The sequence below is a fragment of the Streptomyces sp. NPDC040589 genome (assembly GCF_055594445.1).
In genome coordinates this window covers 214,226-233,909 of sequence record NZ_JBVIWP010000010.1, presented here as the reverse complement: position 1 = coordinate 233,909, position 19,684 = coordinate 214,226, and the positions used below count along the sequence as shown (strand labels likewise).

Annotated in this window: 24 protein-coding genes; 15 read left to right on the top strand and 9 right to left on the bottom strand. The window is 71.3% G+C overall.

All coding sequences use genetic code 11. The features are described 5' to 3' along the window. The first annotated feature begins 10 nt into the window (after positions 1–10). The gene (gene ygfZ / locus ACZ58V_RS34515; protein ID WP_471295083.1) at positions 11–976 is read left to right on the top strand and encodes a CAF17-like 4Fe-4S cluster assembly/insertion protein YgfZ; all 966 of its coding nucleotides are present in this window, start codon (positions 11–13) and stop codon (positions 974–976) included. Between the two features lie 34 nt (positions 977–1,010). Here the strand turns inward: ygfZ and dtd are convergent, their stop codons facing one another. Then, on the bottom strand, positions 1,011–1,436 hold the full coding sequence (gene dtd / locus ACZ58V_RS34510; RefSeq protein ID WP_030242984.1) for a D-aminoacyl-tRNA deacylase: 426 nt from the start codon (positions 1,434–1,436) through the stop codon (positions 1,011–1,013). 212 nt (positions 1,437–1,648) lie between these two features. On the opposite strand from dtd, the gene ACZ58V_RS34505 reads away from it, so the two are divergent. From ACZ58V_RS34505 to ACZ58V_RS34495, 3 genes are all read left to right on the top strand, one after another. Beyond that, positions 1,649–2,281 carry an RsiG family protein gene (locus tag ACZ58V_RS34505; protein WP_471295081.1) on the top strand — a complete coding sequence of 211 codons (633 nt, stop codon included), beginning with the start codon at positions 1,649–1,651 and terminating at the stop codon, positions 2,279–2,281. Positions 2,282–2,358: 77 nt separating this feature from the next. Further along, positions 2,359–3,612, top strand: a complete 1,254-nt coding sequence (locus ACZ58V_RS34500; protein WP_471295079.1) for a GNAT family N-acetyltransferase — start codon at positions 2,359–2,361, stop codon at positions 3,610–3,612. Positions 3,613–3,843: 231 nt separating this feature from the next. Continuing rightward, complete coding sequence (locus ACZ58V_RS34495) at positions 3,844–4,752, top strand: winged helix-turn-helix domain-containing protein (RefSeq protein ID WP_468193813.1); 909 nt, start codon at positions 3,844–3,846, stop codon at positions 4,750–4,752. 36 nt (positions 4,753–4,788) lie between these two features. Here ACZ58V_RS34495 and ACZ58V_RS34490 read toward each other — a convergent pair whose 3' ends face one another. After that, entirely contained in the window at positions 4,789–4,977 is a 189-nt protein-coding gene (locus ACZ58V_RS34490; RefSeq protein WP_471295076.1) for a hypothetical protein, read from the bottom strand. Positions 4,978–5,123: 146 nt separating this feature from the next. Here ACZ58V_RS34490 and ACZ58V_RS34485 point away from each other — a divergent pair, with 146 nt between their 5' ends. The 6 genes from ACZ58V_RS34485 to ACZ58V_RS34460 all read left to right on the top strand — a co-directional run bounded on the left by ACZ58V_RS34485 (position 5,124) and on the right by ACZ58V_RS34460 (position 12,591). Next, positions 5,124–6,002, top strand: coding sequence for a winged helix-turn-helix domain-containing protein (locus ACZ58V_RS34485; protein ID WP_468193818.1), 879 nt, complete (start codon positions 5,124–5,126; stop codon positions 6,000–6,002). After that, the gene (locus tag ACZ58V_RS34480) at positions 5,951–6,745 is read left to right on the top strand and encodes an HAD family hydrolase (RefSeq protein WP_471295073.1); all 795 of its coding nucleotides are present in this window, start codon (positions 5,951–5,953) and stop codon (positions 6,743–6,745) included. The genes ACZ58V_RS34485 and ACZ58V_RS34480 overlap by 52 nt, the downstream gene beginning before the upstream one ends. Positions 6,746–6,999: 254 nt before the next feature. Further along, the gene (locus tag ACZ58V_RS34475; protein WP_471295070.1) at positions 7,000–9,189 is read left to right on the top strand and encodes a phosphotransferase family protein; all 2,190 of its coding nucleotides are present in this window, start codon (positions 7,000–7,002) and stop codon (positions 9,187–9,189) included. Positions 9,190–9,226: 37 nt separating this feature from the next. Next, on the top strand, positions 9,227–9,850 hold the full coding sequence (locus ACZ58V_RS34470; RefSeq protein WP_468193827.1) for a TetR family transcriptional regulator: 624 nt from the start codon (positions 9,227–9,229) through the stop codon (positions 9,848–9,850). Positions 9,851–9,892: 42 nt separating this feature from the next. Continuing rightward, positions 9,893–11,914, top strand: coding sequence for a HelD family protein (locus ACZ58V_RS34465; protein WP_471295067.1), 2,022 nt, complete (start codon positions 9,893–9,895; stop codon positions 11,912–11,914). A 35-nt stretch (positions 11,915–11,949) separates the two neighbouring features. Further along, entirely contained in the window at positions 11,950–12,591 is a 642-nt protein-coding gene (locus ACZ58V_RS34460; protein ID WP_471295065.1) for an RraA family protein, read from the top strand. Between the two features lie 7 nt (positions 12,592–12,598). On the opposite strand, the gene ACZ58V_RS34455 is transcribed toward ACZ58V_RS34460, so the two are convergent. The 3 genes from ACZ58V_RS34455 to ACZ58V_RS34445 form a co-directional block, all read right to left on the bottom strand. Then, positions 12,599–13,777 carry a GDSL-type esterase/lipase family protein gene (locus ACZ58V_RS34455; protein ID WP_471295062.1) on the bottom strand — a complete coding sequence of 393 codons (1,179 nt, stop codon included), beginning with the start codon at positions 13,775–13,777 and terminating at the stop codon, positions 12,599–12,601. 4 nt (positions 13,778–13,781) lie between these two features. Continuing rightward, positions 13,782–14,369 carry a TetR/AcrR family transcriptional regulator gene (locus tag ACZ58V_RS34450; RefSeq protein ID WP_471295059.1) on the bottom strand — a complete coding sequence of 196 codons (588 nt, stop codon included), beginning with the start codon at positions 14,367–14,369 and terminating at the stop codon, positions 13,782–13,784. Between the two features lie 69 nt (positions 14,370–14,438). After that, a complete protein-coding gene (locus ACZ58V_RS34445) occupies positions 14,439–14,963 on the bottom strand; it encodes a DUF2269 domain-containing protein (protein ID WP_468193837.1) in 525 nt (174 codons plus the stop codon). Between the two features lie 111 nt (positions 14,964–15,074). Here ACZ58V_RS34445 and ACZ58V_RS34440 point away from each other — a divergent pair, with 111 nt between their 5' ends. Further along, on the top strand, positions 15,075–15,722 hold the full coding sequence (locus ACZ58V_RS34440; RefSeq protein WP_468193839.1) for a class I SAM-dependent methyltransferase: 648 nt from the start codon (positions 15,075–15,077) through the stop codon (positions 15,720–15,722). A 27-nt stretch (positions 15,723–15,749) separates the two neighbouring features. Here the strand turns inward: ACZ58V_RS34440 and ACZ58V_RS34435 are convergent, their stop codons facing one another. Continuing rightward, on the bottom strand, positions 15,750–16,046 hold the full coding sequence (locus ACZ58V_RS34435) for a GntR family transcriptional regulator (RefSeq protein WP_468193841.1): 297 nt from the start codon (positions 16,044–16,046) through the stop codon (positions 15,750–15,752). Positions 16,047–16,205: 159 nt separating this feature from the next. Here ACZ58V_RS34435 and ACZ58V_RS34430 point away from each other — a divergent pair, with 159 nt between their 5' ends. Both ACZ58V_RS34430 and ACZ58V_RS34425 read left to right on the top strand, forming a co-directional pair. Beyond that, complete coding sequence (locus ACZ58V_RS34430; protein ID WP_471295056.1) at positions 16,206–16,556, top strand: hypothetical protein; 351 nt, start codon at positions 16,206–16,208, stop codon at positions 16,554–16,556. Further along, positions 16,556–16,888, top strand: coding sequence for a hypothetical protein (locus ACZ58V_RS34425; protein WP_471295053.1), 333 nt, complete (start codon positions 16,556–16,558; stop codon positions 16,886–16,888). The genes ACZ58V_RS34430 and ACZ58V_RS34425 overlap by 1 nt, the downstream gene beginning before the upstream one ends. Here ACZ58V_RS34425 and ACZ58V_RS34420 read toward each other — a convergent pair. Continuing rightward, the gene (locus ACZ58V_RS34420; RefSeq protein WP_471295164.1) at positions 16,885–17,541 is read right to left on the bottom strand and encodes a hypothetical protein; all 657 of its coding nucleotides are present in this window, start codon (positions 17,539–17,541) and stop codon (positions 16,885–16,887) included. The two genes, ACZ58V_RS34425 and ACZ58V_RS34420, sit on opposite strands and share 4 nt — an antisense overlap. Positions 17,542–17,717: 176 nt before the next feature. Here ACZ58V_RS34420 and ACZ58V_RS34415 point away from each other — a divergent pair, with 176 nt between their 5' ends. After that, entirely contained in the window at positions 17,718–18,089 is a 372-nt protein-coding gene (locus tag ACZ58V_RS34415; RefSeq protein ID WP_468193849.1) for a VOC family protein, read from the top strand. A gap of 20 nt (positions 18,090–18,109) precedes the next feature. Here ACZ58V_RS34415 and ACZ58V_RS34410 read toward each other — a convergent pair whose 3' ends face one another. After that, entirely contained in the window at positions 18,110–18,331 is a 222-nt protein-coding gene (locus ACZ58V_RS34410; protein ID WP_471295168.1) for a hypothetical protein, read from the bottom strand. Positions 18,332–18,335: 4 nt separating this feature from the next. Here ACZ58V_RS34410 and ACZ58V_RS34405 point away from each other — a divergent pair, with 4 nt between their 5' ends. Continuing rightward, a complete protein-coding gene (locus tag ACZ58V_RS34405) occupies positions 18,336–18,659 on the top strand; it encodes a hypothetical protein (RefSeq protein WP_468193851.1) in 324 nt (107 codons plus the stop codon). Here ACZ58V_RS34405 and ACZ58V_RS34400 read toward each other — a convergent pair. Further along, positions 18,656–19,642, bottom strand: coding sequence for a helix-turn-helix transcriptional regulator (locus ACZ58V_RS34400; protein WP_471295051.1), 987 nt, complete (start codon positions 19,640–19,642; stop codon positions 18,656–18,658). The two genes, ACZ58V_RS34405 and ACZ58V_RS34400, sit on opposite strands and share 4 nt — an antisense overlap. Positions 19,643–19,684: the final 42 nt, after the last annotated feature.

The window sequence follows — 19,684 nt, the reverse complement described above, 5'->3', positions numbered from 1 at the left end:
GCTTACGTATATGAAGAGCCCCCTGCTGACCCTGCCCGGCGCCGTCCCCGCCGAGGGCGTGGACGAAGGCGTCGCCGCCCACTACGGCGACCTGTTCCGCGAGCAGCGTGCCCTCGCCGACGGCACCGGATTCGTGGACCTCTCGCACCGGGGGGTCGTCGCCGTCACCGGCGAGGACCGGCTGGCCTGGCTGCATCTGCTGCTCACCCAGCACGTGAGCGAGCTCCCCGCGGGCCGGGCCACCGAGGCGCTGATCCTCTCCGCGAACGGCCACATCGAGCACGCCCTGTATCTCGTCGACGACGGCGAGACGGTCTGGGCCCATGTGGAGCCGGGCACCCAGGAGGCGCTGATCGCGTACCTGGAGTCGATGAAGTTCTTCTACCGGGTCGAGGTCGCCGACCGCACGGCCGACACCGCCGTGGTGCATCTGCCGGCCGGTTCCATCGCCGAGGTGCCGCGGGGTGTCGCCGTACGGGAGACGCCGCACGGCCGGGACCTGTTCCTGCCGCGCGCCGACCTGGAGGCGTTCGCCGGGCAGGCCGGGCCGCCGGCCGGGATCCTGGCCTACGAGGCGCTGCGCGTGGAGCAGCACCGGCCCCGGCTCGGCTTCGAGACCGACCACCGCACCATCCCGCACGAGCTGGGCTGGATCGGCTCGGCGGTGCATCTGCAGAAGGGCTGCTACCGGGGGCAGGAGACGGTCGCCCGCGTACAGAACCTGGGCAAGCCGCCGCGCCGGCTGGTCTTCCTGCACCTGGACGGCAGCGAGGTCCATCTGCCGGTGGCCGGTACCGAGGTCCGGCTCGCGGACGACGGCCCCGACGGCCGGAAGATCGGCTTCATCACGACCTCCGCACGCCACCACGAGCTCGGGCCGGTCGCCCTCGCGCTGGTGAAGCGGAACGTGGCCGTGGACGCCCGGCTGGTGGCCGGGGACACGGCCGCGGCCCAGGAAGTCGTCGTCGAGCCGTAAGTCTTGTGCCGTTAGGACTTGTAGACCTTTCGGGTCAGATTTCGATCTGCACGGTGAACGGGCCGTCGTTCGTCAGTGATACACGCATCGCCGCCCCGAAGCGGCCCGTGGCCACCGTCGCGCCCAGCGAGCGCAGCTGGGCGACCACCTCGTCGACCAGCGGCTCGGCGACATCGCCGGGGGCGGCGGCGTTCCAGGTGGGGCGGCGGCCCTTGCGGGCGTCTCCGTAGAGGGTGAACTGGCTGATCACCAGGAGCGGGGCATCGATGTCGCTGCACGACTTCTCGTCGTGCAGCATGCGGATCGACCACAGTTTGCGGGCCAGCTGGGCCGCCTTCTCCTTGGTGTCCTCGTGCGTGACGCCGACCAGGACGCACAGCCCCTCGCCCTCGATCGCGCCCACGGTCTCGCCGTCCACGACGACGCTCGCGCCGTCCACTCTCTGCACCACTGCTCGCATACGTCCATCATGCAGGGCGGTGAACGTCACGCCGCGGGTGGTGCGCGGATGGCACGAACGGGTGGTTTGCACCGGGCGCCAACGGGCCGCGCGCGGCCGTATTTTGCTGCTTAACCGCCCATCTGGGGTCTATCGGGGGCACTCGTTCCCATAGCGGCCACTTGGGGTGGCACGATGCATGCACACACCGGTCGAGGGGACGGTTGAGGCACATGAGCACATCAAGCACCGGGCAGCAGTCGGGGGCTGTCTGGTCGACGTACACGGGGATCGGGGCGACGGAGTACCACCGGCCGCCCACACAGCGCACGGACAGCCCGCGGCTGCCCTCGGACGCTCCCGAGCCCGATCAGAGGGCGCTGAGCCTGCCGGAGCTGCGCACAGTGCGCCGCGAGGCCCAGCGCGACGAGGCCGACCTCAGCTACGTACGGCGGCTGCTCCAGGGGCGGATCGACATCCTGCGCGCGGAGTTGGCGCGGCGTGCGCCGGCGGACGTGGCCGCCGTCGCCGCACCCCCGGAGGTGTCCGTCGTCGAGCGGCTGGCGGAGATCCTGCGGGACGCCCCGGCCCGGCACCGCTCCTCCGCCCGCCATGTGACCCTCTCCACCCCGCAGGGCGAGGAGTCCCGGCGGCTGGCCGCGGAGATGCTCGGCGAGGTCGAGCTCTCCGACCTCGGCGCGCGCACGGACCTGGAGCTGAACACGGCGATGGGACGGCTCGTGCGCTACGAGCAGCAGGTCTCCCGGCGGCGCCAGCGGCTCCAGCGCACGGCCGACGAGTGCAGCGCGGAGATCGCCCGCCGGTACCGCGAAGGGGAGGCGCAGGTCGACGACCTGCTGGTCTGAGCCGCTCCGGACAGGGGGAGGACCGGTGCCCGGAATATCCGCGCGACACCGACCGGCCCTCCCCCTAGCGTGAGCCCATGACCCGCGAAGCCGACATCGACATACGCCCCATCGACGAGGCCGAACACGCCGAATGGCTGCGTGCCGTGCACACCGGCTTCCTGCGGGGGCCCGTCGTCTCCGCGGAGGAGATCGAGGGCCGTCGCCAGAGGTTCGTCCCGGGGCGCGCCCTGGGCGCCTTCGACGGCAGCCGGTGCGTGGCGACCTTCCGCTCCTTCGACCAGGAGCTCACGGTCGTGGGCGGGGCGAGCGTGCCGGCCGACGGCGTCACGGGTGTCACCGTCACCGCCACCCACCGCCGCCGCGGGCTGCTCAGCCGGATGATGGCGCGGGACCTGGCGGCCGCGAAGGACCGCGGGGACGTCGTCGCGACGCTGATCGCCGCCGAGTACCCGATCTACGGCCGGTACGGCTTCGGACCGGCGACCTGGATGTCCGAGTGGACGGTCGATGTGCCGCGCGCCGGTCTCGACGCCCGCTGGGCGGGGCCGGCGGACGGCGGCCGGATCGACCTGGTGGACGGCGACGACGTCCGCAAGCTCGGCCCCGACCTGCACGAGCGGGTGCGGCGTGCCCAGCCCGGCGCCATCGACCGCGACGAGTGGTGGTGGCACCTGAACACCGGCGCCCTGCGGTTGGACCCGGCGTGGAAGATGCCTTTCTTCGCCGTGTACCGCTCGGCGTCCGGCGACGTCGAGGGCATGGCCGCCTACGAGGTGGACGACAACTGGGGCGAGGCCAAGCAGCCGTTGAACACGGCGACCGTGCAATGGCTGATCGGGGTGACCCCGGCCGCGGAGCGGGCCCTGTGGCAGTACCTCTGCTCCATCGACTGGGTCGTGAGGGTGAAGAGCGGCTGGCGGGCGCCCGACGACCTTCTCCCGCACTTCCTGCCCGATCTGCGGGCGGCCAGGATCACGTCGCTGGCGGACTTCCTGTGGGTGCGGATCCTGGACGTCGTACGGGCTCTTGAGGCGCGGACGTACGAGGGGGAGGGGGCGCTGGTGCTGGAGGTCGCCGGTGTGGACGGTCTGACCGGTGGGCGGTACCGGCTGGAGGCCTCCGCCGAGGGGGCGTCCTGCAAGCCGACCACCGAGAGCGCGGAACTCGTCCTGGACATCGGCGAGTTGGGGGCGCTGTGGCTGGGAGACGAGTCGGCGGTGCGGCTGGCTGCGCTGGGGCGGGTGCGGGAAGAACGAGCGGGCGCCGCCCGGAAGGCCGACGCCCTGCTGCGTACGTCCAGGCGGCCTTGGTGCCCGGACATGTTCTGAGCCGCTCCCTTCCGCCGACGTACAGGGACCCGCATCCGTAGCGAGCTGTTCGTTTGTGGTTGTTGTGCGGTGGTGCTCACCGACCGGGCTCCCGGCTCCCCTCCGGAAGGGAGGCCCGTCTGACCATGTTGCATAAGTTGGCGACCAACTTCACTGTACTTATAGCCGTTTGGAAGCGTCTCATAACCACCCTTCGCTGAACTGCCGGAAGATGGCGGGAAGTTGTACTGTTTGGTTGTGGACCCGGAACACACCTCCGCCAATGGGCGGAAGAGGTCGCAACGGCCACAGAGAACACATCAACAGGTGGCCGACGAACTGCGCGCCCGGATCAGGTCAGGAGCGCTGCGGTCCGGTGAGCGCATGCCGACGCAGGCGCAGCTCGCCGACGAGTTCGGCGTCGAGCGCGGTGCCGTGCGCCAGGCGCTGCGCATCCTGCAGTCCGAGCAGTTGCTCACCAACGTGTCCAAGGGAAGCCCGGCGACCGTCGCCCCTGACCTCGCCAGGGCGCTGACCGGCCCGCAGGCCCCGCCACTGCCCACGACGGTGGGTCTCGCGCCCCGGATCGCGACGGCGTTCGCGGCGGAGCACGTCGAGATCGACGCCGTGTGCCTGACCTCCATCTCCCTCACGCTGGCGATCGGCGAACCCCTGCGGCAGATCCACGCGGGACGGCTGAAACCGGCCAAGGTCGACGTCCGGGTCCTGCTGCCCAGCCGGGACATCGACCTCGCCTTCCCGGTGCCGGTCGGGGGGCGCGGCGAGGACTGGGTGCACGAGCGGTGGCTGGCGATGCGCAACGCCCAGGGGCAGGTCCTCCAGCACAATCTGCTGGCCCTGCGCGCCACGCACGGCATCGATGTGCACGTCACGTTCCGGGCCCTGCCCTTCACCCCGCCGGTGAAGCTGTACCTGCTCAACGGCTCGGAGGCGCTGTTCGCGTACTACACGCTGACGCGCCGGGAGGCCGAGATCGACCATGAGCGGAGGGAGATGTACGACGCGCGGGGCACCCAGTCGATGCTGTTCTCCTTCCGGCAGGGCCCCGGCCTGCGCGACACGACCTTCGTCGAGCAGTCGCACCTCTGGTTCAACGCACTGTGGGAGACGATCAGTTCGGAGCTGGTGCTCACGAGCTGATGTCTCCCACGGGGTGTTCCGGTGTGGCGCGGTGACTCACAGGGTGGTCCTCAGTACCAGCAGGGCGAGCACGACGGCTCCCGCGGAGCTGACCGCCGAGTTGTTGGCCTTGAGCCCCACGGTGAGAAGAAGCAGGCCGACGATGCCGACCGGACCGTACTTCCACTGGACGAACTGCTCGAAGGCGACGACTGCGATGGCGGCGAGGAGAGTGAGGGCGGGCATTGGTTTCCCCCTTCGGAAGTCCGGAAGCAAAACTTCCGCCAACTCAAGGGAGTTGGCAACCAACTCTGATTAAGTTGTCCCCACTTGGCCCCTACTCATAAACAACTTTCAAACAACTCCCGTCAGATGGATCAAAGTTGTAGCGTTTGGTCGTGACCCAGGAGAACGTGGCAGTGAACGGCAGCAGAAGGTTCTCGCCCCAGGAGATCGCCGATCACCTGCGGGAACGCATCCGCACGGGCGAGCTCAAGCCCGGGGACCGCCTGCCCACCCAGGCCGACCTCGCGGAGGAGTTCGGCGTGGAACGCGGCGCCGTCCGCCAGGCCCTGCGCGCACTCCAGGAGGACGGTCTCCTCACCAACGTCAGCAAGGGCAGCCCCCCGCGGATCGCCGCGCCCGCTCCGGCCCGGGGCGAGCCCCAGCCGACGATGGTCGGCCTGGCGCCCCGCCTGACGGAGGCGTTCTCGGCCCGCCGCGTCCGCGTGGACGTGGTCTGCCACACCGCGGAGACCCTGATGGTCGCCATCGGCGAACCACTCCGCCTGATCCACGAGGGCCGTATCCACCCCGAGTCGATCGACGTCCGCATCCTCGTCCCCTCCCGGGACATCGAGCTGGCCTTCCCCGTCCCCGTGGAGGCCCACGGCGACGACAACCCGGTCCACCAGCGCTGGCTGTCCATGCGCAACGCCCAGGGCCAGGTCCTCCAGCACAACTTCCTGGCCCTGCGCTCCACGCACGGCATCGACGTCCACGTCACGTTCCGCGCGCTGCCCTTCACCCCGCCGGTGAAGCTGTACCTCCTCAACCAGGAGGAGGCGCTGATCGGCTACTACATGCTGACCAGGCGCGAGGAGGAGTGGGGCAGCCAGACCCTGGACATGTACGACGTCCTCGGCTCCCAGTCCCTCCTCTTCTCCTTCCTGAAGCGAGCGGGCCAGCGGGACGCGGCGTTCGTCCAGGAATCCCAGAAGTGGTTCGACGCCCTCTGGGAAACCATCACGACGGACCTGACACTCTCCTAGTGACTTCTGATACGGCGCAGACTGGTGCGGTGACAGTCCAGGCGGAAAGCGATCCGCACGAACTCCGGAATCTGATCAGACGCGCCCGCGTCGTGCTGTGGGACTTCGACGGGCCCATCTGCCGTCTGTTCGCCAACCACTCGGCGGAACGGGTGGCGAGGGACCTGGTGTCCTGGCTGGAGGGCCGGGGGCTGCACGGGCTGCTGACGGAGAGCGAGCGAGAGTCCCTCGACCCGCAAGTGGTGCTGCGCGCCGTGGACCGCCGGCACCCCGGCAGCGATCTCGTCGCCGATCTGGAGGCACGGCTCACCCAGGAGGAGCGGCTGGCCGCTGTTTCGGCGATGCCGACCGCGTACGCGGACCCGCTGATCCGCACCTGGACGGCGGTGGGGGCTCGTCTGGCGATCGCCACCAACAACTCCCCGCTCGTGGTGGGCGAATACCTCACCAGCCGCGGCCTCGTCCCCTGCTTCCATCCCCACATCTACGGCCGCACCCAGGAGCTCCACCATCTGAAGCCGGACCCGCACTGCCTCACCCGGGCCCTGAGCGCGATGGGCGCGGCGCCGTCCGACGCCCTGATGATCGGCGACGCGCCGTCCGACCACGAGGCGGCGGCACGGGCCGGGGTGCCGTTCCTGGGCTACGCGAGCAACGAACGCAAGGCCAAGATCCTGAAGGCGGCCGGGGCCGACGCGGTCCTGACGTCCCTGGAACCGCTTCTGGCGCTGCTGCGGGCTTGAGGCGCGAGCCGGTCGAGGCGCGAGGGGCTCAGGGGTCGGCTGGGTGTAGCATTCGCGCACCGCGCACCGATTGAGTCAAACGCCTGTCCTCGTTCGTACCCCAAGGGCAACCAGCCACCGTAGAACGAGTTCACGCCGTCTCATGCAGATGGGTGGCAAACCACCCGTAATGGCTCACCTGCCATGCGCGGCACCGGCCGCGAACCTACGGTTTGCCATACCGTCCTCCCCTTCTCGTACTTCCGGAGCGGCCAGTGGGCGCACCTCCTCTTCCCCGTCCCTTCCTCGGGGAGCGCGCCTCGCACGACGCCGCGTACCGGGCCTTCGTCAGGCTGGCCGCCGAGCTGGGCCAGGCGAGCAGCGGCCATCACCACCGCAATTTCGTCCTGCCGTTGACGGAGGGCATGGCCCCGCTGGTCGGACGTGCGGCGGGGACGTCCGTGACCGTCCGTGTCCGGCGGCCGGACGCGCTGCCCGTCGTCGTCCGGACCTGGGAGAACGAGGCGGAGATCCTCAAGGCCGTCCGGGGGATCCTGCCGCATGCGCCGGAATGCCTGGTCGAGCGGAGCGATTTCGCGATCCACAGCTTTGTGGAGGGCGTACCTCTCTCCAGCGTCTGCGACCACGGCAAACCCGTCGACACCCTGATCGTCAAGGCGCTGGCCGGTCTGCTCGCCCGACTGGCCCAGGTGCGGCGTGGGGCACTGCCCGCCCTGCCGTCCGCCTGGCCCCGCAACGACATGGACAGCCAGGGCTTCCTCCAGACGCTGGCCCAGCTGGCCGACCGGCAGATCAGGCGGCCCAACGCGGCGGCCTTCGGCGGGCTGTTCGCGGCGCTGGGCATCCCGGAGGACGCTCTCACCGGACTGGCCGGGCGGGTCCCCGCCATGGCCCGGCGGCCGTACAGCCTGCTCCACACCGATCTGCACCGGGACAACGTGATCGTGTCCTACGAGGGCGACCCGCCCCTCATCTGTGTCGACTGGGAGCTGGCGACCTACGGCGACCCGCTGCACGACCTGGCCACGCACCTCGTCCGCATGCGGTACCCGGCCCATCAGTGGGCCGAGGTGGTCGACGCGTGGGCCGAGGCCATGCAGGAGATCCGGCCGGCCGCCGTCAACGGACTGGCCAAGGATCTGCGGCACTACCTGGCCTTCGAGCGGGCCCAATCGGTGTTCCCCGACGTGATGCGGGCCGCCCGGTCCCTCGAGGAATCGTTCACGCAGGCGAGCCTGGACGAGGCGACGGCCCAGGTGCGACGGGCCCTCGACACGGCGGCGGAGCCGCTGCGGCTCGGGAGCGTGCCGCGTGAGGGCGAGATCAGGCGGGTCCTCTTCCGCTGGCTGGTGTCGCGCGGGAACACGGACATCAGCGGCCGGGCCTGGATCGCGAAGGCGTTCGAGTGGCGGCCCGACCGGCGTGTTCCGGAGCGCTCCGACTTCCCGTCGGCCATGGTCCGGGAGGCGTTGCTGGCAGAGGGTGCCGCCCCTGCGGGCAGGGTCTTCAAGGGGACCGCGCACCTGAACACGGTGGTGTCGGTGCCGGGCGTCGAATCCCCCGTGGTCGTACGGCGGAAGCTGCCCGAGGTGTGCCGCCGGGAACGTGGCTTCCTCAGCGAGCACACCGTGCTGCGCGCGATCGAGGACTGGTCCACCGAGGTGGCGGCGCCGAGGGTGCTCGCGTTGGGCGAGACCTTCCAGAGCGGCACCATCGCCATCCACACCTACGTCGGACCGCGTGACGCCGACCGGCCCCCCAACCACCCCGTCCACGGACTGCTGCCGCACGAGGCGGACGGCCTGGTGGACCAGCTGTGCGCCCTGACCCGGGTGCGGTACAAGCAGATCGATCCGACCGCCGGTGAGGGCGCCTTCCACCGGTGGCTGCGGGACCAGCTCGTCTCCCTGGTACGGGATCTGCCGAAGGAGTCGCAGCAACTGGCCCGGCATCTCGGGCTGCCCGACGCGGACCGGTTGCGGCTGATCCTCTCCCGGCACGAGGTGAGCCGGCGGGAGCCCGCCCTGCTGCACGGGGACCTGAATCCCTGGAACCTCGTACGGCGCGACGACCGCTTGGCGCTGACCATCATCGACTGGGAGATGGCCGTGGTCGGCGACCCCCTCTACGACCTCGTCCGGCACATGCACCTCACGCCGACCCGGCCGGAGATCCGGGACCGGATGTTCCGCCGCTGGGAGCTGCGGCTGCCCGCCGAGTACACCCGCGACTGGCGCAAGGACTGGCGGGTGTACCGCTCGCTGGAGATCGTGCGCTCCGCGTACGTCGATCTGGACCGCATCGTGACCGGTGCGAGCCTGGACGCCCCGAACGTGCGGCGGGCGGTGGACTCCTACGCGGTGACGCTGGCGGTCGCCACGGGCTCGCTCGGCCTCCCGGTCAGGTCCACGGTGAACCCGTACCTCGCCCGCGCCCTGGCCTAGCCTCGGCGGTGCGTCGGCCCCTGCGTAGGCTCCCCTCATGAGCGAGACCGGGCTGCGTGAGCGCAAGAAGCGGCGGATGTACCAGGTCGTGTCGGACGTCGCGGTGCGGCTCTTTCTGGAGAAGGGGTTCGACGCGGTGTCCGTCGCCGAGGTGGCGGCGGCGGCCGAGATCTCCAAGCCGACGCTGTTCCGGTACTTCCCGGCCAAGGAGGATCTGGTGCTGTACCGGATCGCCGACCACGAGGGGGAGGCCGCGCGGGTGGTGGCCGGGGCGGAGGAGCCGCCGGTGGAGGCGTTGCGGCGGCACTTTCTGGACGGGCTGGAGCGGAGTGACCCCGTGACCGGGCTCAACGACCATCCTCAGGTGCTCGCCTTCCATGCCCTGCTCTACGGGACGCCCTCCCTGGTCGCCCGTGCGCACACGCACCAGGAGCGGTCGGAGGCCGCGCTGGCCGAGGTGCTCGGGGGTGATCTGGACGCGCGGCTGGCGGCCGGGCAGATCATGGCCGTACTGCGGGTGCTCGCGCTGGAGAACTGGCGGCGGATCGCGGCGGGGGAGCGGGTGGCGGACGTGCGGGCGGACGCGGTGGCGGCGGCGGAGCGGGCGTTCGGCCGGCTGGCGGCCGGGTTGCCGGCACGGCTTCAAGGTGAGGGTGAGTAATAAATTTAACTAGGTTACATTTTTTGCCGTACGCTCGGTGGAATGACGTCGACCGAACCTGCCCTTCAGCACGTACTCGACGGGGAACGCGCCCATCACGAGCGTTGCCGGGCCGCCCTCGCCGCGATGGTCGAGGGCGCCGGTGAACAGGTCGTCATCGGGGAGGACGTGTCCGCGTCCGGTGCCGACGCGGAGGTGCTCGGGTACCGGCTGCGCAGCCATGCCAAGGCCTTGCGCGAACTGCCCGAGGGGCCGTTGTTCTTCGGGGCCCTGGAGTTCGAGGGGGCCGGTGGGCGGCTGCACATCGGGCGGCTGCGCATCTCCGAGCGTCCTGCCGAACCGCCCCTCGTCGTCGACTGGCGCGCACCCGTCTCGCGTGCCTTCTACCAGGCCTCCGCCCGTGACCCGCAGGGCGTCGCCGTGCGTCGGCGGTTCGGGTGGGCGGCCGGCAGCCGAGGGGACTCCGGCGATCTGACCGGCCTGGAGGACGAGCACCTGGGGCAGGGGGAGGCAAGGGCCAGCGAGATCGTCGCCCGGGAGATCGAGCGGCCTCGCGTGGGGCCGATGCGGGACATCGCCGCGACCATCCAGCCCGAGCAGGACGACCTCGTACGCGGGGACCTGGCGATGTCGGTGTGCGTGCAGGGCGCGCCGGGCACCGGCAAGACGGCCGTCGGCCTGCACCGGGCCGCGTATCTGCTCTACACGCACCCGCAGCGCATCCGGCGCGGCGGCCTGCTGATCCTCGGGCCCAACCGCACGTTCCTGTCGTACATCGCGGAGGTGCTGCCGGCCCTCGGGGAGACGGGGGTACGGCAGTCGACGCTCGCCGAGGAGATCGCCCGGTGGCCGGTCCGGGGTACCGACGACGAGTCCGCCGCCGTCGTCAAGCACGACGCCCGGATGGCGGAGGTGCTGCGGCGGGCGCTGTACGCGCGCGTGCGCACCGCGGGGGCGGGCTCGCTCGCCGTGCCGGACGGGTCGTACCACTGGCGGGTGCCGGATGTGGAACTTCAGCGGATCGTCGCGGACGTACGGGAGGAGGAACCGCCGTACGGGGTCGGGCGGGAGCGGGTGCGGGCGCGGATCGTGCGGTGTCTGCGCGAGCGGGTGGAGCGGCGGGCCGGGCCGCCGACGAACGCGTGGGTGCGCCGGGTCGAGCGGGCGCGGCCGGTGTCCGCGTACCTCGACGCCGTCTGGCCCCGGGTGCGGCCGGAGGAGGTCGTGGCCGAACTGCTCACCGACCGCGAGGTGTTGGCGGCGGCGGCCGACGGTCTGCTGGACAGCGCCGAGCAGCGGGCGCTGCTGTGGCGCAAGCCGCCCCGGTCGTGGAAGTCGGCGCGCTGGTCGGCCGCCGATCTGGTGCTGCTCGACGAGGTGGCCGGGCTGATCGAGCACCCGGAGGGGTACGGGCATGTCGTCGTCGACGAGGCGCAGGACCTGTCCCCGATGGAGTGCCGGGCCATCGCCCGCCGGGCGCCCTTCGGCTCGCTGACGGTCCTGGGCGATCTGGCGCAGGGGACGACGCCGTGGGCGGCACGGTCGTGGCCGACGGTCCTGGCGCACCTGGGGAAGCCCGACGCGGCCGTGGTCGAGCTGACCGTCGGCTTCCGCGTGCCGCGTGCCGTCGTAGGCCTCGCCAACCGGCTGCTGGAGCGGCTGGACGTGGACGTGCCGGAGGCCCGTTCGCTGCGCGGGGACGGGGAGTTGCGGATGCGGGAGACGGCCCCGGACGGGGTGCCCGCGGCGGTCGTGGACGCCGTACGGGAGGCGCTGGGCCAGGAGGGATCCGTCGGGGTCGTCGCGGCGGACGCGGACCTGCCCCGGGTGCGGGCGGCGCTGGACGCGGCCGGCGTTGAGGCGGCGGGGCCCGGGGAACTCGGCGCGCGGGTGTCCCTGGTGCCGGCGAGCGTGGTCAAGGGGCTCGAGTACGACCATGTCGTGGCCGTCGAGCCGGCGGCGATCGCCGAGGCGGAGAAACGGGGGCTCCACCGGTTGTACGTGGTGCTGACGCGGGCGGTGACAAGGCTGGATGTGGTGCACGGGAGGCCGCTGCCGATCTAGACACGGGCGCGTGCGGGGTGGTTAGGGTCCGAGTCATGGCTGACACAGACGCGTTCACGGACATCCCCACCACCACGCTGGCCGATCTGCTGGGCCGCGGGCAGGTCATGGACATCGGGGTCCGGCCCCTGTGGGGGCCGGTGCCGCGAGTGGCCGGGCCGGCCTTCACCGTGCGGTGCCCTCCCGGCGACAACCTGATGCTGCACGCCGCGATCTACCGGGCCGAGCCGGGTTCGGTGGTCGTCGTGGAGTCGGGCGACCTGGACTACGCGCTGGCCGGCGGCAACGTCTGCGCCGTCGCCCAGCGTCGCGGCGTCACCGCGTTCGTCCTCGACGGGCTGATCCGCGACCTCACCGAGGTACGGGAGGCCCGCTTCCCGGTGTTCGCACGCGGTGTCATCCCCATCCCGGGCACCAAGGCGGCCGCGGGGCCCCTGGGCGAGCGGGTGACCTGCGGCGGGGTGGCCGTCGACGCGGGTGACGTGGTCGTCGCCGACGAGGAGGGCGTCGTGGTGGTGCCGGGGGCACGCCGGGAGGAGGTGCTCACCGCGGCCCGCGCCAAGCTGGCGAAGGAGGCCGCGGAGACCCTGGACGACTGGGAGTCGGCCCACCGCGCGCGCGTCGACAAGGCCCTGGCGGAGCAGGGCTTCGAGGGCTCCGAGGGCCTCCAGGGGTGACCCGGCCTCAGCGTTCCGCGAACGGGCCTTTCTCGGCGAAGGCCAGGGCGCCGAAGCGTTCGCCGATGCGGCGGTGGGTCGCGGCGTCCGGGTGGACGTGGTCGGGGAGGGGGAGTTCGGCGGCGTCGGACTCGCCGTAGAGGTCGAGGCCGTCGAGGTAGTGGAGGTTCGGGTCGTCGTCCGCGCGTTGCCGCACGATGCGGGCCAGTTCCTCCCGGATGACGCCGAGCGTGAGCTTCCCGGCGGCCTTCTCCGCCGGGTCGCCCATGGCGGCGAACAGCAGCCGGCCCTCGCCGATCTCGCTGAGGTCCGGGGCGGTGGGGCCGGGTGTGTCCTCGTGGATCGCGCAGTGGATGGGGGAGACGACCAGCAGCGGGGTGTCGGGGTGCCCGTCGCGGATCGTGTCGAGGAAACCGTGCACGGCCGGGCCGAAGGCGCGCAGCCGCATCACGTCCCCGTTGACGATGTTGATGCCCATCTTGACGCTGATCAGGTCGGCCGGGGTGTCCCGCATGGCACGCGCGGTGAACGGGTCGAGCATCGCGCTGCCGCCGAAACCGAGGTTGACCAGTTCCACACCGCCCAGGGACGCGGCGATCGCGGGCCAGATGGCCGTGGGGCTCGCGGCGTCGGAGCCGTGGCTGATCGAACTGCCGTGGTGCAGCCACACCCTGCGGCCCCGGTCCGGCAGGGGCTCCACGGGCGCGTCGGTGCGCAGGGCGACGAGCTCGGTGGTCTCGTTGTGCGGCAGCCAGATCTCGACGTCCTTCTCACCCGCGGCCAGGCCGGAGAAGCGGACGGTGCCCACCGGCCCCGGCGTGACCTCGCCGCCCCAGGTGGCCATGTCGACCGTGAGGACGTTGCCGCCGGTCCCGGAGGCCTGGCCGGCCGGGCGGCCGTCGACGAGCAGGTCGTACCGGCCGTCCGGGCGGGACGGGAGGCCGACGTAGTCGCGCTTGGTGCGCAGCGTGTCGAGTTCGACGGCCGTCGCGGCGGTACGGAAGGCCAGGCGTACGCCGGAGGGCTGCGCCTCGGCCATGGCCAGCTGGGCGTTGGTGTTCTGGGCGCGGGCCCAGGCGGGCAGCCGGTGCGGGAGCAGGCCGTGCTCGGTGCGCTCCAGGTCGAGGGCGCCGCGCAGCAGGTCCGCCGTGAGCGGGGTGGTGATCCAGTCGTGCTCGGTGTGCATGGTGTCAGCCTCGGGGATCCGTAGGGGGCGCGGGCCAGTTGCGCAGCAGCGTGTCGAGGGCGTCGATGATCCGGGCCCAGGTGACGTCGGTGCCGGGGGCGCTGTGGCTGAACCCGCCGCCCAGCTCCAGGCTGACGTACCCGTGGAAGACGCTGCCCAGCAGCCGTACCGCGTGGGTCTGGTCCGGTTCCGTCAGGTCGTAGCCGCGCAGCAGTGCCCGGGTCATCTGCGCGTGCCGGACGCCCGCGCTCGCGGCCGCCGTCTGCGGGTCGAGCCGCAACTGGGCCGCGGCCCAGCGGCCGGGGTGTTCCCGGGCGTAGTCGCGGTAGACGTTGGCCAGGGCCGCCAAGGCATCCTTGCCGGCCCGGCCGGCCAGGGCGTCGGCGGCCCGGTCGGCGAGCTCCGCCAGTGCGAGCAGGGCGATCCTGGTCCGGAGGTCCTGGGAGTTCTTCACGTGTGAGTACAGGCTCGCGACCTTGACGTCGAAGCGCCGGGCGAGCGCCGAGACGGTCACCCCGTCGAAGCCGACCTCGTCGGCGAGTTCCGCGCCTGCCTCGGTCAGTCGCTCCGGTGTGAGTCCCACGCGTGCCATACGGCACCTCCCTTCTGCCTGAAGGGATTGTGCACTTGCCTAATACCTTTAGGCAAGCAGCCTGGTGTCTTAGGCATCCTGGAGGGCGCGCCGGGCGGGCGCTCGCAGCCTCCTGCCCCGCCTGGTCAGGCCCCATGGCTTCAGGACCGAGATCACCGTCATGAAGACGTAGGCGGACAGTGAGACGACCGGTCCCATCAGGACGTCCCCGGCGTCGGGCAGCGGACCGCCCGCGGCGACGGCGGCGACCGCGGAGTTCACCCCGGGGCGCAGGGCGAACACCGTGGCGGTGGTCGTGGCGAGGGTCAGCCAGAACTTCGTGTGGACCCACCGATGCCGTGCAAGACCCCACGCGGTCCCCAGCGACAGCACCAGACCGCTGAGGAGCGTGAGGAACGCGACGGGGAGCAGCAGCCAGTCCGCGAAGAGCTTCATGGCCCGGACGGACGCCTCCACGGTCACGGCGGACCCGGTGGTGGCCGCGGTGGTCCCGAGCGCGAGCAGCCCGAGCGTGAGCCCGAGCCAGCTCGCGGAGGCGATGACGTGGACGACCAGCACGGTCCGGCGGGCGGGGCGGCTGAGTTTCGGGTTCATGGGGAACACGCTGCCGGGGCGGCGGGGTGAGGTCGTCTCTCAGCGGGAGTAATCCGGCGTACTCGCGTCGGCGTACGGGGGGGTGTCAGTGCCGTCGTCTAGCTTCGCGGCATGACCGAGCCCTCCCACCTCACCGCGGTCCGGGAGTCCTACGACACCGTCGCCGCCGACTACGCCCGACTCGTCAAGGAACCCGCCGAGTTGGATCCGGTGTCCCGCGCGATGCTGGCCGCCTTCGCCGAACTCGCACGGCCTCTCGGGCCGGTCGCCGACCTGGGCTGCGGTCCGGGCAAGGTGACGGCCCACCTGGCCGGCCTGGGAGTGCCCGTGTTCGGCGTGGACGTGTCACCGAGGATGATCGAACTGGCCCGGGCGGCGTATCCGGAACTCCGTTTCACCGTCGGCTCGATGACCGCGCTGGAGATCGACGACGGCGAACTCGGCGGCATCCTGGCGTACTACACCGTCCACCACACCCCGCCGCAGTGGCTGCCGACCGTGTTCGCCGAGTTCCACCGCACCCTCGCGCCCGGCGGCCGGCTGATGCTGGCGGGCCATGTGGGCAACGGCGAGCACCTGCGCCCGACGCGCGCGTACGGCGACCATCCGGTGTCCTACGAGTCGCACCTGCTGCCGCCGGACCGGATCGCGGAACTGCTCCGGCAGGCGGGGCTGGTGGTCACGACGCGGGTGGTGCAGGAACCGGAGGGTGGGGCGAAGCGGCGGGCGGGCACGTTCCTGGCGTACAAGCCGCGGTAGCGGAACGGGGTGGTCGCTACCGGCCCTTCAGGCGTTCGGTTCGCTCTCCTCGGGCACGTCGCCGGTCGGCTGTTCGACGACAAAGGAACCCTTGCCTCGCACAGTGATGATCAGGCCGCGCTCGCGGAGTTCCTGTGCGGCCCGCCGTGCGGTGAGCCGTGCCACGCCGTACTCGTCGGCGAGATGGTTTTCGGAGGGGATGGGCCTGTCCGGCGCCAGCTCTCCGGACGCGACTTTCCCGGCGATTACGTCGGCCAGCTGCACATAGAGCGGTCTGGCGCTCATAGGGTCCAGCGAGGTCTTCGGCGCTTCACTATCGCTCATATGTCCAACGTAGAGCGGTGGCGACCTGCCCGATCGAGTGGATCCCTCTGTACTTGTATGCAGAGGGCTATACCCAGGTGTAGCGTCGAATTGAAAAGACCCCGGCGAGGTGGACTAGACCTCCCGGGGCACGGCCAACGCTGATCAAGGAGCGTCGACATGCACGACCTTATCCCCCGCGCCCTCCAATGGCTGCGCCTCCTCTTCGCCCCCGGCACCGGGAAACGGCGTCGGCGCCGCCTCTACCGTCCCCTCTTTCCCCACCTGCACCTCACCCTCGTCAGCTGCCCTTCCGCATCCCAGCCTCCGCAGCTTCCCCGCCACCGTTCCCCGTATGGCCTGCACAGTCCTCTCGACGGCAGCGCCTCTTCCCTGGTCCGTCCCTACCTTGCCGCCCACGAGGGGGAGGCCGCCCTTCAAGAGCGCCGCCGCCTCGCCCTCGTGCTCGCCGCCGACCTCGGGATCGATCTCGACCAGCACCTGATCGGCGCGCAGAAGGTGGCCGCCTGATGGAGTCCGCGAACGGTCACCCGCACGGCACGCCCGTCCCCCGGCTCCTGCCCTGGCTGTCCCTCGACGGCAACCCCTGCTACCTGGTGACGGACGACCACGGCAGCTACCTCTCCCGTCTCGCCGACGAGCTGGAGGCCGTACAACTGGCCACCGGCGCCGACGTGCTCGGCCTCGCCCGCAAGGTGCTGGACGACCCGAACTCGCCGTACACCGAGGTCCGTTTCGCCGGCCTCCGTCTCGCCGAGTGCCTGACCGACGCCCTGCGTGTCGCCGAGTCCCGGGGTCTGCGCCTGCCCGTACGGCCGGGGGAGGACAGCGCGGCCGGCTAGCCGGCGTGTGTCCAGACCCGCAACGGGCCGAGCGGCTCGAAGCCGTACCGGAGGGCTACCGCCAAGTCCTCGCCCTGCTCGTATCCGACGACGGGCAGGGTGGGGAAGAGCCGGGCGAGCGCGTGCAGGACGACCGGCCAGGCGGCGTCCGGCCCGAAGACGTTGGAGACGCCGACCACGTGCTCGCCGCGGCTCGCGACCGCTCCGGCGACCACTCGGCCGTCGGTGTCGTCGGCGGCCCGTCCGAGGATCACGAAGGTGTCCGGGTCGGCGAGCAACCCGGGCCGGAACAGGTCCGCGGTTCCGGCCCCGTCGTCCCAGGCCAGGGCCCAGGCACGCAGCGTGTCCGGGTCGCCCGCCACGTCCCACACGAGGTCAGGCGGGCCCGGCTCGGTGGCGGGCGCCCCCGCCGGACGGTGGATCCACCGCGCCTCGAACAGCACCCGGAACCCGGCCTCCGCCAGGTCGTCCAGGTCGGCGAAGCTGTCCTTGACCGAGGCGCCGGGCGAGGCCGTGTCGATCCGCGCCACGACCGCGTGCGCGTCGGCGTGCGGCTCCAGCGTCACCGCGTCGGGGTAGTAGAGCGGCGTCCGTACCGCCGAGGCCCAGGCCCCGGCCCCGAACCCGCCCGACACCCCGTGCGCCCGGCACATCGCCGCGCACCACTCGGCGTTGTTCCGGGCGGCGGCCCGGACCAGGGACTGCTGCGAAGTCGTCGTCACGAGTGCGGATCATGACGGTGCCCGCCCCGACTCGTCGAACGATTTAGCGACCGGCCCCTTCTAGGGTGTGCGGGGCCGGAGTCCCCAGAGAGCCGCCCGGAGGCGCCATGACCCCGCTGATGAAGCTGAGCGCGATCACCCTGGACTGCCCTGATCCGCTCGCCCTGGCGGCGTTCTACCAGGAAGCCACCGGACTTGGACTCCACCCCGAGTCGGACGCCGAGTTCGCCGCGCTGGACGGTGAGGGCGGGTTCGACATCGGGTTTCAGCGGGTCGACGACTACCGAGCTCCGAGCTGGCCCGGCCAGGTCGTACCGCAGCAACTGCACTGCTGTTTCAGGGTCGTGGATGTCGATGCGGCCGAGGCCCGGCTGCTGGAGCTGGGGGCGGGTAAACCGGATCAGCCGCAGCAGGACAGATGGCGGGTCCTCACGGATCCGGCCGGGCATCCCTTCTGCATCGTCGGGGGCTTGTCGTGACCGGCGGGTCGTGACCGGTGTCAGATCACGCGGAACAGGTCGGCGGCCGCGTGGACGTCCGTGAGGTCCTCCACCGTGCGGAGGCTGTCGCACAGGGTGTCCAGGACCGAGTCGGCCTCGGCGACGCGCGGGGTGCCCACGGCCACGCCGAAGACCCGGAAACCCAGCCGGTGCTTGGCGTCGTTCCAGCCGCGTACCTGTCCTCCTGTCGCCGCCGACCAGGCCATCGCGCTGCTGTACACGCTCGTGTATCTCTACGCCTCCTGCGACCGGAAGGCCACGTATCCGACGCTCGCGGATGCCGACGGGGCCTTCCGGAACCGGTTCACCGGCCGACTCCACACTCTGGAGCCGCAGCAGCGACGGGACTTCGCCGAACTGTCCGCCGCCAACGAACTCGACCTCGCCCGCATCGACTCCGCCTTTCGCGAGAAGTGGGGAGCCGAACTCCTCGCCTTGTTCACCCGCTTCCGGCCCTTGCTGAGCGAGCCCGCTTGGTCGGACTGCCAGGCGGTGCTCCGGACGAGGTCGGCACCTGGTGTGGGAGCTTCAGAGGGAGCACCCCTCTAGGAGTACTTCTGAAGGATCTGCCTGGTGAGCTGTCGGATATGTTCGCGGGCTTCTACGGGGCCGGTCACGGTGACGCTGTCGCCGAACTGCAGGAGCAGGCGCACGACTTCCACATTCTGGCCGGCGACCGCGATGCTCACGCGTCGCGTTCCCGTAGCGTCCCGAACAGTCAGCCGACGGCCGAGGATGCGCCTCGCCCTGCCTAGTTGGTCCAGGTCGAGCTCGGCATGGATCCGGAAGGTGTTCGGGTTCTCCCAGTGCGCCGTCAGCTCGGCCGCGACGCCGTCCAGGGTCGCGCCCGGCCGCAGCCGACGAACCGCGCGCATCGGTTCCCAGTCGACGAGCCTTTCCAGCGCGTGGAGGCGCGGACGACCTGCGGAGTCTGCCACGAGATACCACCTGCCGGCCTTGGCCAGCAGGCCGTACGGGTCGATGATCCGCCACGTGGGCTCGGTCTCCTCGGACCGGCGGTAGCAGATACGCAACCGCACCCCCCGCCGCAGGTCGCCCACCAGCGCTGCCGGAGGCAGGCCCTCGGCGTCCCGGGAGAACCAGGGGCTGTTGTCGGTGGTCACGACCGCGCTCAGAGGCAGCGCACCGGTGCTCGACGGGCGCAGCGTCGATCGCACCTTCTGGTGCGCGCGCTGGGTGTCGGCCATGGCTCCCAGCTGTTCGCGCTGCATGTCGTCGAGGCCGTAGAGCGCGAGGTGGTCCCGTTCGTTCGGAGTGAGCCGTGACGTGTCGAGCAACCCGCCGGGTAGAAGAGTCACCCCGCCCCAACGGCCGCGTCGGACCAGCAGGGGGAAGCCTGCTTCTTGCAGCCACTGCACATCTCTGAGGACGGTACGGACCGACACACCGACCTGGGTCGCCAGCTCGGCGGTCGTCGTGGTCTCCCGCGACTGCAGCACCAGCAGCAGCGAGAAGAAGCGATCCGGAGTCACGAGATCGAGAATCTCAGAAAACATGACGGGATCCGTCATGAATGACGTGCAGGCTCCGGTCGTTCAGTGAGACCGACCCAA